The organism is Bradyrhizobium sp. 76 (genome assembly GCF_023073025.1).
In the GTDB taxonomy this organism is placed as follows: domain Bacteria; phylum Pseudomonadota; class Alphaproteobacteria; order Rhizobiales; family Xanthobacteraceae; genus Bradyrhizobium.
This window is the reverse complement of record NZ_JADPIS010000109.1, coordinates 386,098-399,585: the sequence shown is the minus strand read 5'-3', so window position 1 is coordinate 399,585 and position 13,488 is coordinate 386,098. Positions and strand designations below refer to the sequence as shown.

Below are 13,488 nucleotides of genomic sequence, written 5' to 3'. Positions count from 1 at the left end.
TCTCGGCGCGGAAAACGCCCCGTTTCCAGGCCCTTGAACCATGATCGATCCCCGCATCCTGGTGCTGATTCCCGCCCGCATGGCCGCCACCCGCCTGCCCGGCAAGCCGCTCGCCGATATCGCGGGGCAGCCGATGATCGTGCACGTGATGCGCCGCGCCGAGGCCGCCGGGATAGGCCGGGTCGCGGTCGCAACCGACACCGCGGAGATCGCGTCCGTCGTGACCGCCCATGGCGGCGAGGCCGTAATGACCCGCCCGGAGCACCCCTCCGGCTCCGACCGCATCCACGAGGCCATGCAGAAGCTCGATCCGGACGGCAAAGCCGAGATCGTGGTCAATCTCCAGGGCGATTTCCCGACCATCACGATCGACAACATCCGCGAGGTGCTGCCGCCGCTGCAAGACCCCGTCGTGGACATCGCAACGCTGGCTTCGCAGATCCACACCGAGGAGGAGGACCTCGCGCCCAGCGTCGTGAAGGCGATCGGGACCTCGCTCGGCGGCAGACGCATGCGTGCACTTTATTTCACCCGCGCAACCGCGCCGACCGGCGACGGGCCGCGTTACCACCATATCGGCCTCTACGCCTATCGCCGCGCCGCGCTGGAGCGCTACGTCCGGCTTCCGCCTTCGCCGCTGGAATTGCAGGAGAAGCTCGAGCAACTCCGGGCGCTCGAGGCCGGAATGCGCATCGACTTCACCATCGTCGATACCGTGCCCCGCGGGGTCGACACCCCGGCGGACCTGGAAACCGCCCGCAGCATCCTTTCCAAATCCTGAGCCGCTGTTACAAGGCCGAGCATGAGCAAGCTGAAAATCGCATTCCAGGGCGAGCCTGGCGCCAATTCCCACATCGCCATCGTCGAGGCCTATCCCGACGCCGAGCCGATGCCCTGCGCCACCTTCGAGGACGCCTTGTCGGCGATCTCGTCGGGCGAAGCCGATCTCGGCATGATTCCGATCGAGAATTCGGTCGCGGGCCGCGTCGCCGACATCCATCATTTGCTGCCGGCCTCCGGCCTCTTCATCATCGGCGAATGGTTTCTGCCGGTCCGGCATCAGCTGATGGCGGTGAAGGGGACCAGGCTCGAGGACATCAAGAGCGTCGAGAGCCACGTGCACGCGCTCGGCCAATGCCGGCGCATCATTCGCAAGCTTGGCATCAAGCCAATCGTGCACGCCGATACCGCCGGCAGCGCCCGCGACATTTCCGAGCGCAACGACAAGACCGTCGCCGCGATCGCCTCGCGCCTGGCCGCAAAGATTTACGGCCTCGACATTTTGGCCGAGGACATCGAGGACGAGGCCCACAACACCACGCGCTTCGTGGTGCTCGCGCGCGAACCGAAATGGGCCGCACAGGGCTCCGGTCCGCTGGTCACGACTTTTGTGTTCCGGGTGCGCAATTTGCCGGCCGCGCTCTACAAGGCGCTCGGTGGCTTTGCCACCAACGGCGTCAACATGACCAAGCTCGAGAGCTACATGGTCGACGGCAATTTCTTCGCCACCCAGTTTTACGCCGACGTCGACGGCCACCCTGATGACAAGGGCCTCGCTTTCGCGATCGAGGAGCTGAAATTCTTCTCGCGCGAATTCCGCATCGTCGGCGTGTATCCAGGCCACCCGTTCCGCGCGACGATGGAATAGTCTCGTGTCCCGGACGCGCGAAGCGCGAGCCGGAGCACGAGAGCCTTATCCGACCGCCTTAAGCCCGAACGCCTCCGCCAGCAGCGAATACGATTTCTTTCGCGCCTCGTGATCATAGACGGCGGTGATCACCATCAACTCGTCCGGCTTGCTTGCATCGATCAGTGGCTGAAGCGTCTTCTGCACCGTCGCCGGGTTACCGACGAACAGGCGCGAGCGGTTGCGCCGGATCGAGGTGCGCTCCGAGTCGGTATAGGGATAGGCCAGCGCCTCTTCGACGCTCGGCAACGGAAGATACTGGCCGCGGTCGCGGCGCAGGCGGTTGAGGTCGAAAGATGCGGCGAGCTTTTCGGCTTCGTCATCCGTGTCGGCCGTGATGACGGCGACCGCGAGGATCGCGCGCGGGCTCGAACTCCAGGCCGAGGGCTGAAAACGATTGCGATAATGCACCATCGCATCGATCGCATCGTGGGACGCAAAATGATGGGCGAATGCGAAACCCATGCCGACCTGCGCAGCGAGCTCGGACGAATAATCGCTGGAGCCGAGCAGCCAGATCGGCGGCAACGGCGTATCGTCGGGCATCGCAACGACGTTGTGGTAGGGATGGCCCGAGGGGAATTCCCGGGTCTGCCATAGGATCAATTCGTGCAGCCGCTCGAGGAAATCGTCGCCTTCGCGGCGATCGAGCCGACTGCGCAGCGCATAGGCTGTGGCACCGTCAGTGCCGGGGGCGCGGCCGAGGCCGAGATCGATGCGACCCGGAAACAGCGCCTCCAGCATCTTGAAGCGCTCGGCCACGACCAGCGGCGCGTGATTGGGCAGCATCACGCCACCGGAACCGACGCGGATGTGCTTCGTCACCGCCGCGATCTGCCCGATCATCACGTCGGGCGCCGGGCTCGCGACGGAGGCAAGGTTGTGATGCTCGGCGAGCCAGTAGCGGACATAGCCGAGCCCGTCGACATGGCGCGCCAGGTCGATGCTGTTGCGCAGTGCCGCGGCCGGCTTTGTGCCTGTTGTGACGACGGAGAGGTCGAGGACTGAGAGCGGGATCATGGCGCGTTAACGTAATGGAGAGCGGCGCAGCGGCAATGGGCAGGGCGCGCAGGTCTGACGTGCAGGCCGCGGGCTCGCGCACCGGACCGCGCCGCGAAGTTGGGACAAAATCGATCTGAAAACAACTCCTTCACATTGCCCACCCCAGAACTTTGCGTCAAATGGCCACGGATTCTGGCTATATGACTGATTTAGCTATCATTATAGCTGAATGCATTTAGCCCACTTCGACTTCGAATGACATCTCATTTGCTACCATAGTAACAAAAGTGGGCTATTTCCCATCTGCGATGGGCTGTCGTGCGCGGCCGCTTTGGCTTATCTTGACCTCTCGCAATCTAGACCTGACCGCCGGCCGCCAACGACCCGGCGCGCCCTTGGAGTGAGTGGTGCCCATGACTGACGCGACGATGCCTGCCCACACCGACGGGCAAGACGGGTACCTGAAGCGGCCTGCGATTTCCTTCGAGTTCTTTCCGCCCAAGACGGAAGATATGGAGCGCAATCTCTGGGACACCATCAACCGGCTGGCCCCGCTCGACCCGAAATTCGTCTCGGTCACCTATGGCGCCGGCGGCTCGACCCGTGAGCGCACCCACGCGACCATCTCGCGTATCCTGAAAGAAACCGCGCTGCTGCCGGCCGCGCATCTGACCTGCGTCGGTGCCACGCGCGGCGAGATCGACGAGATCGTCGATCGCTATCACGAGGTCGGCGTCCGCCACATCGTGGCCTTGCGCGGCGATCCCGCGGGCGGCATCGGCACGGCCTATTCCAGCCATCCCGACGGCTACCAGAGCTCCGCCGACCTCGTCGCCGGCATCAAGAAGCGGCACGGCGATATCGAGGTATCGGTCTCGGCGTACCCTGAGAAGCACCCGGAGGCGCGCGATTTCGACGATGACATCGACACGCTGCAGGCCAAGGTCGATGCGGGTGCGACCCGCGCGATCACGCAGGTGTTCTTCGATAACGAGCTCTATTTCCGCTATCTCGACCGCGTGCAGGCGCGCGGGATCAACATCCCGATCGTGCCGGGCATCATGCCCATGCATAATTTCAAGCAGGCTCGCAATTTCGTCACCCGCAACGGCACCTCCGTGCCGGACTGGATCGCCGCGAAGTTCGAGGGCCTCGATGAAGACGCCGAGACCCGCAAGCTGGTGGCGGCCACCGTCGCCGCCGGCCAGGTGCAGAAGCTGGCGAAGCACGGCGTCGACACCTTCCATTTCTACACCATGAACCGCGCCGATCTCGTGTTCGCGATCAGCCATTTGCTCGGCATCCGCGCCAAGAGCGCGCAGAAGGCGGCTTAAGACAGCATGACCGTATCCACCTCTCCCAAGCGAACCGCCCTGCTCAACGCCGCGCGCGAGCGCATTCTCGTGCTCGATGGCGCCATGGGCACGATGATCCAGAACCTCCAGTTCGACGAAGCCGCCTTTCGCGGCGAGCGCTTCAAGACCTTCCATCGCGATTTGCGCGGGAACAACGATCTCCTGATCCTGACCCAGCCGCAGGCGATCGAGGACATCCACGCCGCCTATTTGCGTGCCGGTGCCGACATCGTCGCCACCAACACCTTCTCCACGACCTCGATCGCGCAGGCCGATTACGATCTCGCCGACATCATCTACGAGATGGCGCGCGAAGGCGCCCGCCTCGCCGGCAACGCCGCACGCCGCGTCGAGGCCGAGGACGGCAAGCCGCGCTTCGTCGCCGGTGCCATCGGACCGACCAACCGCACCGCCTCGATCTCGCCCGACGTTTCCAATCCCGGCTATCGCGCCGTCACGTTCGACGATTTGCGCAAATCTTATGGCGAGCAGATCAACGGCATGCTCGACGGCGGCGTCGATCTGCTGCTGGTCGAGACCATCTTCGACACGCTGAACGCCAAGGCGGCGCTCTACGCGATCGCCGAGATCACCGAGGAGCGCGGCATCGACATGCCGGTGATGGTGTCGGGCACCATCACCGACAAGTCCGGCCGCCTGTTGTCCGGCCAGTTGCCGGAAGCGTTCTGGCATTCGGTGCAGCACGCCAAGCCCGTTACCATCGGCTTCAACTGCGCGCTCGGCGCGGAAGATCTGCGCGCGCATATCGCCGATATCGGCCGCGTCGCCGACACGCTTGTTTGTGCCTATCCCAATGCCGGCCTGCCCAACGAGTTCGGCCAGTATGACGAGACCCCGGAATACATGGCCCGCCTGGTCGGCGAGTTCGCGCGTGATGGCCTCGTCAACATCGTCGGCGGCTGCTGCGGCACCACGCCGGACCATATCGCTGCGATTGCGGCTGCGGTCGCGCCGCACAAGCCGCGCATCGTGCCGGAGATCGAACCTCGCTTGCGGCTCTCCGGCCTCGAGCCGTTCATCCTGACCGACGCCATTCCCTTCGTGAACGTCGGCGAGCGCACCAACGTCACCGGCTCCGCCCGCTTCCGCAAGCTGGTCACCGCCGGCGACTACACCGCCGCGCTGCAGGTGGCGCGCGACCAGGTCGAGAACGGCGCGCAGATCATCGACGTCAACATGGACGAGGGCCTTCTGGACTCGGAAGCCGCGATGGTGACCTTCCTCAACCTCGTCGCCGCCGAGCCCGACATCGCCCGCGTCCCCGTGATGGTCGACAGCTCGAAATTCTCGGTGATCGAGGCCGGCCTGAAATGCGTGCAGGGCAAGCCGGTCGTCAACTCGATCTCGATGAAGGAAGGCGAGGACAAGTTCATTCACGAGGCCAAGATCGCCCGCCGCCACGGCGCGGCCGTCGTGGTGATGGCGTTCGACGAGGTCGGCCAGGCCGATACGTTCGCCCGCAAGACCGAGATCTGCAAGCGCGCCTACGACATCCTCGTGAACCGCGTCGGCTTCCCGCCGGAAGACATCATCTTCGATCCGAATATTTTCGCGATCGCAACCGGTATCGAGGAACACAACAATTACGGCGTCGACTTCATCGAGGCGACGCGCTGGATTCGCAAGAATCTGCCGGGCGCGCACATCTCGGGCGGCGTGTCCAATTTGTCGTTCTCGTTCCGCGGCAACGAGCCGCTGCGCGAGGCGATGCATTCGGTGTTCTTGTATCACGCCATCAAGGCCGGCATGGACATGGGCATCGTCAATGCCGGGCAGATGATCGTCTATGACGACATCGATCCCGAATTGCGCCAGGTGTGCGAGGACGTCATCCTCAACCGCGACCCCGGTGCGTCCGAGCGTCTGCTGGCGCTCGCGGAAAGATTCCGCGGCAACAAGACCCAGACCAAGGAAGCCGATCTCGCCTGGCGCGAATGGCCGGTGGCGAAGCGGCTGTCGCATTCGCTGGTCCACGGGATCACCGAGTTCATCGAGCAGGATACCGAGGAGGCGCGCAAGGCCTCGAAGCGCCCGCTCGACGTGATCGAGGGTCCGCTGATGGCGGGCATGAACGTGGTCGGCGATCTCTTCGGCGACGGCAAGATGTTCCTGCCGCAGGTGGTGAAGTCGGCCCGCGTGATGAAGCAGGCTGTCGCCTGGCTGATGCCGTTCATGGAAGAAGAGAAGGCACGCAATCTCGCCAACGGCATCGGCACGGAAGGCTCATCGTCCGCCGGCAAGATCGTGCTCGCGACCGTCAAGGGCGACGTCCACGATATCGGCAAGAACATCGTCGGCATCGTGCTCCAGTGCAACAATTACGAGGTGATCGATCTCGGCGTGATGGTGCCCGCGGCCAAGATCGTCGAGACGGTGAAGGCGGAGAAGGCCGACATCGTCGGGCTGTCCGGCCTGATCACGCCCTCGCTCGACGAGATGGCGTTCTTCGCCGCAGAATTGCAGCGCGAAGGCCTCAAGCTGCCGCTCTTGATCGGTGGCGCCACCACGAGCCGCGTGCATACGGCGGTGAAGATCGACCCGAGCTATCGCGCCGGCCCCGTGGTGCATGTCAACGACGCCAGCCGCGCGGTTGGTGTTGCGTCTGCTCTGCTGTCGCCCGAGAGGCGCGAGGCCTATGCCGCCGAAGTCCGCGCTGAATACGCAAAGATCTCGGACGCGCATATGCGCGCCCAGGCCGACAAGAAGCGGCTGAAGCTGGCGACCGCCCGCGCCAACCGCGTGCCGGTCGACTTCGCTGCGAACAAGCCGGTGAAGCCGACCTTCCTCGGCACCCGAAGCTTCGACGACTACGATCTCGCCGAGCTGGTGCCCTATATCGACTGGACGCCGTTCTTCCAGACCTGGGAGCTCGCCGGGCGCTTCCCCGCCATCCTCAACGATGCCAAGGTCGGCGAGGTCGCGCGCGCGCTCTACGACGACGCGCGCAAGATGCTCGACCTGATCGTCAAGGAGAAATGGTTCCGCGCGCGCGCCACCGTCGGCTTCTGGCCGGCCAATGCGCAGGGCGACGACATCGTGCTCTACGCCGACGAGAGCCGGACCAGGACGATCGCGACGCTGCACACGCTGCGCCAGCAGCTCGAGAAGCGCGAGGGCCGTTTCAACGCGGCGCTGTCCGACTTCGTCGCGCCCGCCGGCACCGGCGCGCCCGATTATGTCGGCGGCTTCGTCGTCACCGCCGGCATCGGCGAGGATGTGGTCGCGGACCGTTTCAAGATGGCCAATGACGACTACTCGTCGATCCTGTGCAAGGCGCTGGCCGATCGCCTCGCCGAAGCCTTCGCCGAGCGCATGCATGCCCGCGTCCGCCGCGAGTTCTGGGCCTATGCGCCGGACGAGACGCTCTCGACCGACGAGTTGATCCTCGAAAAGTACCAGGGCATCCGTCCCGCTCCCGGCTATCCCGCGCAGCCCGATCACACCGAGAAGGCCACGCTGTTCGAGCTGCTCGACGCCGAAAACACCGCCGGCGTGAAGCTGACCGAGAGCTTTGCGATGTGGCCGGGCTCTTCCGTGTCGGGGCTCTATCTCGCCAATCCCGAGAGCTATTATTTCGGCGTCGGCAAGATCGAGCGCGATCAGGTCGAGGATTATGCTGCGCGCAAGGGCATGAGCGTCGCCGAGACCGAGCGCTGGCTCGCGCCGATCCTGAACTACATCCCGGCGCGAGAGGGTACGAGCGACAAGGCGGCGTTCGCGGCAACACCGGCCAACGACGAGACGTCGAAGGAGCTTGCCTCGCATCCGCCGGGCTGCACCTGCGCGGTGCATCTGGTCTGGCAGAAGAAGCGCGCGGGCGCGGGCTAGGCGCCCTCCAAACAAAAAACGAGAAATCAACCCCATGCACAGTAGGCATGGGGTTGAAAAAGCTCGACAAATTTCGTCCTTACCGAAATGGCTTGCGGCGTCGGGCAAAACACCTGTATGAATGCATGATCGCCGACCGCGCCCATTTGATACTCGCTGCCTCGTCCGCCGCGATCATGAGCGCGCGCCACACGTTCGGTGTCGAACGTTCTGTGTCGAACGTTCTGTGTCGTCCTGGCGAAAGCCAGGACCCATACCGAGCGATCCATCGGTGACGATCGCTGGTAATACCGAACGACCAATCTTCGTCAAATGACCCGCTGGGGTCATAGGTCCTGGCTTTCGCCAGGACGACATGGGTGAAGCAAATGCTCAACCTGTACCGAAACGACGCAGCACATCGAGCTGCTGCGGATGTGCCTCGCGAGAATCGGGCGCTTGTGAACTCGTTCACTTGTCCGCTCAACCTTGATCCACTACTCTCTCGGTCTACTACCTTCAAGCCGACGGTTTAGTTGGGATCGAACATATGAAGCAGTTCATTGCACTGTTCGTCGCCGCGATCGTTCTTGTCGTTCTGCCAACGATTGCCTCGGCGGACTGTCCGAAAGGCTACGTGCCATGCGGCGAGCGAAGTCAGTTGTGCTGCCCAGGCAAGTAGCAAGCCGCAAATGGCTTTGGCTTGGTAGCGGGGTTTTTGTCGCGATAGGCCTCGTGATGGTCTCCGTCTACGCCGGGTTCCCGCGCAAGAAGCAGACGATCACGGCCATCCTCTCCGAGACCGGATATTTCGAGGTGGTGCCGCCAAGCACGTTTGGTGGCCCCGGCACGATCAACACGATCGAATATCTCAGCAACGGCCGGCTGGAGCTGCATCCAACCTGCGACGTCGACCCCACGCTCCTGACCGGCAAGATCCAGAGATCGCGGACCGTTGACCGAGACCTGAAGCAGTCGCTCGAGAAGAAGCTCGACGTGTCGGCCCAGGTCAGGGACAAGCTGTCGGCCGTCGCCGGGATGCAGCAGGTCGAGGCGGTCAACCTCAAGCTCGAGAATGCCAACATTCTGCTGATTTCCGACGAGTCGCTGATATCGACCCGGAACGCATTGCTGAAGGCAGAATGCGCAGACGCGGTCACCCAGAACGTTTCGAACGGCGGCGTCGTGTGCCAGACGCGCTCCGTACTGGAGGCTGACGTCATCTACGAGATCAAATATCACAACGCGATCTCGATGGAGGAGAGGGCCAAGCTGACATCCGAGATCGCGACGAAGCTCGATCTTGACGTCCATGAGGGGGCGAACGACAAGGTCTCCGGCTCTCAATTGTTTTTCGGCATCAGACTGTCGCCAAATCCGATCGTGATGCACTCTGCTTCGGGCGAGATCAAGCCCTGCACGAGGAGATAGGATCGGCGCCGCACCCCTGACGTGAACGCAACGCGCGTTCGCCGCGACCAATGGCGGTCGCCGCCGAAGCGCAGGGGAATCGGATGCTGAACGCCCAACAATTGATGTGGACCCAGATTGCCGCCGGCATCGCGGTGCTGCTGTTTGGATTGACGCTGTTCAACCTGATCCGCATGCGAGGCCGGATGGTCGCGGCGCGGAGCTGGGACAAGGTGGAGGGCATCATCACGGTCTCCCGGGTCGACCAGCCAACGGCGCACACCTCGGATGATCGGAACGACGCCAAGCCCATCATCCGCTACCGCTATCAGGCCGGCGGCCAGGAGCTGGAAGGCGACAAGGTCTTTGTCGGCGGCACCGTCATCACGACGAGGGTCCTGGCCGCAAAACTGACCGGACGTTATCCGGTCGGCGCCCATGTCGACGTCCACGTCGATCCGAAGCAACCGACCGAGGCGCTGCTGGAGCCCGCCGCCGCGCAGAACGTCGCGGCACTGGTGGCGTTCACAATGGCGTTCGGCATCATCGCCGCCACGCTGACCGCGCATTCGTTCGCAGGCCACGTGCTCTACGCCGACAAGGGCGTGCCGCTGTTCGCGTTCGCGGTGCCGATCATCGTGCTCGTGGGCGGGGTGTTCCTCGCCGCCGATTATGTCCGGACGCGCCGGCTGGCGAGCGCCAGCCTGCGCTGGCCGACCGCTGCCGGCAGGGTCACCCATTGCGACGTGATCGAGGAAATCGTCGAGGAGAAGACCGAGCACGACAATCGACCGACGACTTCAAAGCTCGTCCACCGCTATCAGGTCGACCTGCGCTACGCCTACAGGGTCGGCAAGCGCGACTTCATCGGCACCGAAGTCGATTGGAACGGCACCATGATCTCCGGGTTGCGCGAGGTCGCCGAAGAGGGCGCTGCGAAATACAGGCCCGGGAAGAGCGTCCAGGTCTATTACGATCCGGACCAGCCGGGGCAGGCCGTGCTGGAGCCCGCAAGCCGGAAAGGCGCGCTGGGTCCGCTGATCGGCGCCGCGGTCTGCGCGGTCGTCGGCAGCCTTTTCCTGACAATCCTGATCAAGGTCGGGTTCGCGTAGCGGCGCTTCTCCCTTCGCCTCTCCCCCGTAAGCGGGAGGGATTGAAAGAGCCTCACCCCTTCGGCGGTGACAGTGGCTGCACGATCTCCTGGAACGGCACCAGCGCCTCGCACGCGTCGGCATGCGCCGACAACGCCGGATAGCGCGAGGTCTCGAACAGAAGCGTGTGCGCCTCGCGGGTGAAGCGCACGACGCAGGCCACCGCGATGTCGGCATGGCCGATGCGGTCGCCCAGCCAGTATGGCGTGATCACCTTGGCGCGCTCGGCCTCCAGCGCTTTCAGCACGTCCGCGATCTGCGCTTCGCAACGCTGCACCCACAGCGCAAGCTGCTCCTTCCGCAACACGCGCTCGTAGAGCAGGCTGACCGCCTTGTCGCCGAGACCGGAGGCGAGCGCGCAGATGCGCAAATGATGCCGGCGCTCGGCGCCGGAGCGCGGCAGCATCGCCTTCTCCGGCCCTACCAATTCGTCGAGATAATCGAGGATGACCGTGCTCTCGATCAGCGCCTCGCCGTCGTCGAGCACCAGCGTCGGCACGCGCCGCAGCGGGTTATAGGGCGCGATCTTGTCGGCATCGCCGAAGGTCGACCACGGCTTGTGCTCGAAGGCGAGCCCGTAAAGCCGCAGCGCAATCGCGACGCGGCGGACAAAGGGGGAATCGTATTGGCCGATCAGGAACATGGTTTTGCGCTCTTCTCCGGCTTTTAGACGAGGCAGGGCCAACCAGTTTCCACGGCAAGGCCGCAGTAGCGCAAGCAAAATCATGGAAGTGGAGCATTGCGCCGGATGCAACGGCGCCGCGACAGCGTCTGCCGGATGCGCTATCAAGGACGGCATCATGACAGCAACAATGGACATCAATCGGGAGCGGATCGCGGCGACCGAGGCCGTCATCCGTCCGCACATACGGCGCACGCCGCTCGTTGAGGCCGATCTCGCCGATTTTGGCCTGCCGGCTTCGCCCGTCATTTTCAAGCTCGAGCTGTTGCAGCATTCCGGATCGTTCAAGGCGCGGGGTGCCTTTGCCAATTTGCTGTTGCGCCGGCTGCCGGAGGCCGGTGTCGTCGCCGCATCGGGCGGCAATCACGGCGCGGCGGTGGCCTATGCGGCGCAGCGGCTCGGCGTTCCCGCCACGATTTTCGTGCCCGACATCACCTCGCCGGCCAAGGCCGAGCGGATCAGAGGCTATGGCGCGCAGCTCGTGGTCGCAGGCAGCCGCTATGCCGACGCGCTCGCCGCGAGCGAAACCCATGTCGCGCAGACCGGCGCCATGGCCGTGCATGCTTACGACCAGGTCGAGACCTTGCTCGGTCAGGGCAGCGTCGGCATGGAGCTCGGGCATCGACACGGTGCTGCTTGCAGTCGGCGGCGGCGGCCTGATTGGTGGTATGGCGGCCTGGAGTGCCGGCAGGACGCGCATCGTCGCGGTCGAGCCGGAGCAATCGCCAACGCTTCACGCCGCCTTCGCGGCAGGCGCGCCGATCGATGCGCCCGCGGGCGGCATCGCCGCCGATAGTCTCGCCCCGCGACGTGTCGGACAATTGATGTTTCCGATTGCGCGGGCCCATGTCGAGCGAGTCGTCCTCGTCGCCGACGACGCGATCAGGCAGGCGCAGGCGACCTTGTGGTCGAGCCTGCGCCTGGTGGCCGAGCCTGGTGGCGCGGCCGCCTTTGCCGCCTTGCTCTCCGGCCGCTATCGTCCCTCACCTGGCGAGCGGGTCGCGGTCCTGGTTTGCGGCGCCAACACCACGGCAGTCAATTTCAACGGCTAGCGAGCTTCGCATGGTCGCCTATCGCGGACTCATTTTGACGTCGATCCTGCTGACGTCGATCCTGCTTGCCCTGGCCGGCCACGGCGCCCGCGCGCAGGACCGCCCGATCGGCTTCCAGACGCCGTCGAAAAACATCGCCTGCCAATTCTTCACCGACAACGGACAAGGCGTGCTCCGCTGCGACGTCATGAACCTGGAGACGCGGCCGCGCCGTCCGGCCGATTGCGAGCTGGAATGGGGCAACGCCTTCGAGATGAGCGCGAAGGGAGCCGCGGGCCGCATCTGCGCCGGCGATACCATCATGGACCAGTCGCTGCCCGTGCTCGCCTATGGCGAAGTGTGGCAGCGGGCGGGATTCACCTGCCGTTCCGAGCAGACAGGACTGACGTGTTTCAATGCGATGCAGCGCGGGTTTTCGCTGGCGCGGGCGGAGCAGAAGGTGTTTTGAGGAGTAGCCCGCATGGAGCGGAGCGGAATGCGGGGACGCTGTCCCGGATTGCGCTTCCGCCTTCGCGCTTCGAGCTTCGGCGGACAAGGCGCTCCAACCGGGCTTCAGTCCGGGGCGACGTCTGACAGTAGCTTATATTCGATGATCGGCACATGCTTCGCCGCCGTTCGCGGCGCCGTGCCGTCGAGGCGCGGATCGTCGGCCACCTCGATCTGGCGGCGGAACGGGCGGAAGCCGGAGCGCTGGTAGAACGCAACCGCCGACGGATGATCGAAGGTGCAGGTGTGCACCCAGACGCGGGACAGCTCGCGTGACCATGCGATCTCAAGCGCACAGTTCATCATGAAGCGGGCGGCACCGCTGCCGATCAGTTTTGCGGTGACGCCGAAATACACGAGTTCACACTGGCCGGCTTCGCTGAAGTCCAGCTCCAGCAGGCCTTCATCGTGGCCGTCCACGACAAGCGCATAGACCTCGACGCCCGGTGCATGGATGATTGCGGCGAGCTCGGCGTCGTTCATGCGCGCCCGCGAAAACCACAACCACTCCTCGCCGACGCGGCGATGGAGATCGCGATACCAATGAAGCGCGGGGGTATCGACCTTGCGCAGGGTCCATGCGTCAAGGGGATCGCCACGCAGCGGCGGACGCGCGGTCATCTCGAGATGCGTGACGACGGCAGCGATCTTGCCGGCGGGAATGTCGGAATAGCCGTCGGGGAGGATCATGGCGGTTTCCTATAGAGCCGAGCGCGAGCCACATATTCTGCGTCGTCCCGGCGAAGGCCGGGACCCATAACCACGGACGCAGGTTGCTTTGTGACGCTGGAACGACGAGCCCCGTTCGTAACAGCTGCTGCGGAGTATGGGTCCC

Annotated in this window: 10 protein-coding genes and 1 pseudogene; 8 read left to right on the top strand and 3 right to left on the bottom strand. The window is 64.4% G+C overall.

Features of this window, described 5'->3' with window-relative positions:
• Positions 1-40: 40 nt before the first annotated feature.
• Both IVB48_RS31565 and IVB48_RS31560 read left to right on the top strand, forming a co-directional pair.
• A complete protein-coding gene (locus IVB48_RS31565) occupies positions 41-781 on the top strand; it encodes a 3-deoxy-manno-octulosonate cytidylyltransferase (protein ID WP_247406244.1) in 741 nt (246 codons plus the stop codon).
• 21 nt (positions 782-802) lie between these two features.
• A complete protein-coding gene (locus IVB48_RS31560; protein WP_247406242.1) occupies positions 803-1,648 on the top strand; it encodes a prephenate dehydratase in 846 nt (281 codons plus the stop codon).
• A gap of 45 nt (positions 1,649-1,693) precedes the next feature.
• Here IVB48_RS31560 and IVB48_RS31555 read toward each other — a convergent pair whose 3' ends face one another.
• A complete protein-coding gene (locus IVB48_RS31555; protein WP_247283589.1) occupies positions 1,694-2,707 on the bottom strand; it encodes an LLM class flavin-dependent oxidoreductase in 1,014 nt (337 codons plus the stop codon).
• 395 nt (positions 2,708-3,102) lie between these two features.
• Between IVB48_RS31555 and metF the strand changes: the two genes are divergently transcribed.
• The 4 genes from metF (at position 3,103) to IVB48_RS31535 (ending at position 10,394) form a co-directional block, all read left to right on the top strand.
• A complete protein-coding gene (gene metF, locus IVB48_RS31550; protein WP_247406476.1) occupies positions 3,103-4,023 on the top strand; it encodes a methylenetetrahydrofolate reductase [NAD(P)H] in 921 nt (306 codons plus the stop codon).
• Positions 4,024-4,029: 6 nt separating this feature from the next.
• The gene (gene metH / locus IVB48_RS31545) at positions 4,030-7,893 is read left to right on the top strand and encodes a methionine synthase (protein WP_247406239.1); all 3,864 of its coding nucleotides are present in this window, start codon (positions 4,030-4,032) and stop codon (positions 7,891-7,893) included.
• Positions 7,894-8,610: 717 nt separating this feature from the next.
• Entirely contained in the window at positions 8,611-9,303 is a 693-nt protein-coding gene (locus IVB48_RS31540) for a hypothetical protein (RefSeq protein WP_247406471.1), read from the top strand.
• Between the two features lie 83 nt (positions 9,304-9,386).
• Complete coding sequence (locus IVB48_RS31535; protein ID WP_247406236.1) at positions 9,387-10,394, top strand: DUF3592 domain-containing protein; 1,008 nt, start codon at positions 9,387-9,389, stop codon at positions 10,392-10,394.
• Positions 10,395-10,446: 52 nt separating this feature from the next.
• On the opposite strand, the gene IVB48_RS31530 is transcribed toward IVB48_RS31535, so the two are convergent.
• Complete coding sequence (locus IVB48_RS31530) at positions 10,447-11,076, bottom strand: glutathione S-transferase family protein (RefSeq protein ID WP_247406233.1); 630 nt, start codon at positions 11,074-11,076, stop codon at positions 10,447-10,449.
• Positions 11,077-11,233: 157 nt separating this feature from the next.
• Here IVB48_RS31530 and IVB48_RS31525 point away from each other — a divergent pair.
• Positions 11,234-12,167: pseudogene (locus IVB48_RS31525) on the top strand (threonine/serine dehydratase).
• Between the two features lie 10 nt (positions 12,168-12,177).
• On the top strand, positions 12,178-12,615 hold the full coding sequence (locus IVB48_RS31520) for a DUF6636 domain-containing protein (protein ID WP_247406230.1): 438 nt from the start codon (positions 12,178-12,180) through the stop codon (positions 12,613-12,615).
• Between the two features lie 104 nt (positions 12,616-12,719).
• Here the strand turns inward: IVB48_RS31520 and IVB48_RS31515 are convergent, their stop codons facing one another.
• Positions 12,720-13,343, bottom strand: coding sequence for a GNAT family N-acetyltransferase (locus IVB48_RS31515; protein WP_247406227.1), 624 nt, complete (start codon positions 13,341-13,343; stop codon positions 12,720-12,722).
• Between the last annotated feature and the right edge of the window lie 145 nt (positions 13,344-13,488).

Coding starts and splice junctions, on each gene's coding strand:
- IVB48_RS31565 (WP_247406244.1), top strand. CDS start 41: ATGATCGATCCCCGCATCCTGGTGCTGATTCCCGCCCGCATGGCCGCC.
- IVB48_RS31560 (WP_247406242.1), top strand. CDS start 803: ATGAGCAAGCTGAAAATCGCATTCCAGGGCGAGCCTGGCGCCAATTCC.
- IVB48_RS31555 (WP_247283589.1), bottom strand. CDS start 2,707: ATGATCCCGCTCTCAGTCCTCGACCTCTCCGTCGTCACAACAGGCACA.
- metF (WP_247406476.1), top strand. CDS start 3,103: ATGACTGACGCGACGATGCCTGCCCACACCGACGGGCAAGACGGGTAC.
- metH (WP_247406239.1), top strand. CDS start 4,030: ATGACCGTATCCACCTCTCCCAAGCGAACCGCCCTGCTCAACGCCGCG.
- IVB48_RS31540 (WP_247406471.1), top strand. CDS start 8,611: ATGGTCTCCGTCTACGCCGGGTTCCCGCGCAAGAAGCAGACGATCACG.
- IVB48_RS31535 (WP_247406236.1), top strand. CDS start 9,387: ATGCTGAACGCCCAACAATTGATGTGGACCCAGATTGCCGCCGGCATC.
- IVB48_RS31530 (WP_247406233.1), bottom strand. CDS start 11,076: ATGTTCCTGATCGGCCAATACGATTCCCCCTTTGTCCGCCGCGTCGCG.
- IVB48_RS31520 (WP_247406230.1), top strand. CDS start 12,178: ATGGTCGCCTATCGCGGACTCATTTTGACGTCGATCCTGCTGACGTCG.
- IVB48_RS31515 (WP_247406227.1), bottom strand. CDS start 13,343: ATGATCCTCCCCGACGGCTATTCCGACATTCCCGCCGGCAAGATCGCT.